Annotated in this window: 2 protein-coding genes; both read right to left on the reverse strand. The window is 67.6% G+C overall.

Features of this window, described 5'->3' with window-relative positions:
• On the reverse strand, positions 1–489 hold a 489-nt coding region (locus VM221_05370; GenBank protein ID HUT74252.1), incomplete at its 3' end, for a phosphotransferase.
• On the reverse strand, positions 486–2,274 hold a 1,789-nt coding region (locus VM221_05375; protein ID HUT74253.1), incomplete at its 5' end, for a hypothetical protein. The genes VM221_05375 and VM221_05370, both read right to left, overlap by 4 nt.

The raw sequence follows: 2,274 nt of genomic DNA on the forward strand, positions 1-2,274 counted from the left end.
GGCGAGCAGATGGCCGGGATCGGTCTCCCCGCGCGGGCCGAGCTTGTCGTAGCGGAGCTCGAATGACTGCCCTACGCGGTGGAAGTTTGCCAGCGACCGCGCCAGGGCGAGCACGTCGTTTCGGTGCCCCTCGCGCAGATGCCGTCCGGCGGCAAAGGGATACACCTCCCACACCTGCGAATCGGTCCGCCAACTTGTGCTTCGTAGCGAAGCAGCCTCGCTACTTCGCACAGTAGCATACGATTGCCCGTCCACCGACACGCAGGGCGCCACAACGGGCACCCCGTTGTCGGCCAGCAGCCGAAGTGCGGCGTGATCGAACGCCACGCGCTCGGGATCGGCATACCCCTCGTACCTGCGGCGCGCCACCCATTTGCCGCGGTCCGTCTTCACCGCGAAGCTGAGGTTGCGCGTGCCGCCGACCCGGCGCGACGAGGCCGGCTCGCCGAGGCCGAACCGCGCGCAGAGCTCGGCAATCAGATCCGTCACCGGGCCCCCTGAAGGATCACCACCCGGCCGTCGTCCAACTCAACGACGATCTCACCCAGGCCGTCGCCATCGACTTCTGCCAGAAACGCCTGCTTGACGACGGCCTCGAAGGCGACCTTCCACAGCACGGCGCCCTTGCCGTCGCGCTCATCCAGCGCGACCAGCTCGCCATTCGGCAGTCCGACCAGAAAGTTGTCGCGCCCGTCGCCGTCCACATCCCCGCTGGAGACGGTAACCGCGGAGGTGGCCCTGCATCCCAGGTCGAGGGTCCAGCGGTAGGCGCAGGTCTCGACATCGGCGCAGTGGAAGATGCCGTCCCCATTGACCATGCCGAGATCCCACTGATTTTCGCGGCCCAGGTTTGCCACCGCGGCGCCGCACCATTCGAACTCGTAGCAGTCGGCGAAGTCGTGCTTAGCGATGCGCGCGCCGGTCGCGTCGAGCACCTCCAGGGCATCCAGGCCCGGCGAGTTGATGACGCGGGTTTCGCCGTGCGGGCCAAATGGGCCAATGATCGGCAAGGCATACTTGGCGCCGTCGGCGCGGCCGGGGATGGTGTTGTTCCAGCCGTGGGCGATGAGGCGCGAGCGCCCGGTCGAATCGTAGATCAACTGCTTGCCGTGGTTGTCAACGAAGACCTCGTCCTTGCCGTCGCCGTCCAGATCGGCAGCAGCCGCTAGCCGCGGGTACGGGCCATTGTCGTAATCCTTGCACACCAGGTTGCCGTGGGAGTCATACACCGCGCAAGCCACCGGGTGCCGGTCCACCTGCAAGGCCACAAACAGCCGCATCTCCTTTCCGCCGAAAGGCAGCAGCGCCGTCGAGCGGCGGAGCGCAAGCTCGGTGCTGAAGCGCGCGCTCGGCGCAGGGGTGGGGCGACCGGCGGACGGGTCGTAGAAGCCGATGACATTCTCCTTCGCGTCGGCCGCGCAGATGACGCGCCGCCCGTCGGGAGCAATCCATACCGAGGGCATGGCACCGGATATGCTCCACGAACGCTTGAACTGGCCGGGGCGCGAGAGGTCCGGCTCTCCGCCGATAATGGTGCCGTCCGAGAGGGTGAGGAATAGCTCCGGGCGACCATCCGCCCAACTGACCAGCGGCGATGAAGCGGAAGGTCCGCTCGCGCTGGCGCTGCGCGGCATCTCCAGGTCCGCCTCGCGCAGCGACCCCGTGCCCTCGGAGAAAAGCACCATACGGGATGCCATCGTCAGCTTGAACGGCGCGAAGACGGGCTTACCATCCGCGAGGCGCACGATCATCTCTTCGCCGCTGCGCGTTAGCACCAGTCCGGCAGGGCCATCGGCGGGCCGCACGTATAGCGGCGCGCCGGGGGAGGCGTGGAACTCGGTGTCCAGCGGCAGGCGGACGTTGGCGAACACGAAGCTCGCTCCGGGGATGACCGCGAGATCGGCGAGTGTCTTGCCGTCCACGACCTGAATTGTGCTCGGCAGCACCGGCTGGCGTGTGGCCCCGTCGCTGGTGATCACCTCCGCCCGCCCGTCGCCGTCGAGATCATGGCAGCCCCAGAAGTAGCGCCCCGGCAGCTCCCCCAGCGGCGCGTCGAACCCGCGCAGCGGATGCAGGATCAGCGTGCGCCAGCGCTTGTCCCCGCCGCCGTCATAGAGGCCGAGCACCAATTCGAGCCTGCCGTCGCCGTTGACGTCGGCCACAGAAGTCACATTCGCTTGCAGCAGCTTGTCTCCGGGCGCCAGGTCGTAGCCCATGTATTGCGACCACACGAGGCTCAAGCCAGTGCCCCCTTCGTTCCTCAGCACCGCGACG

Source organism: Armatimonadota bacterium (assembly GCA_035527535.1).
In the GTDB taxonomy this organism is placed as follows: Bacteria; Armatimonadota; Hebobacteria.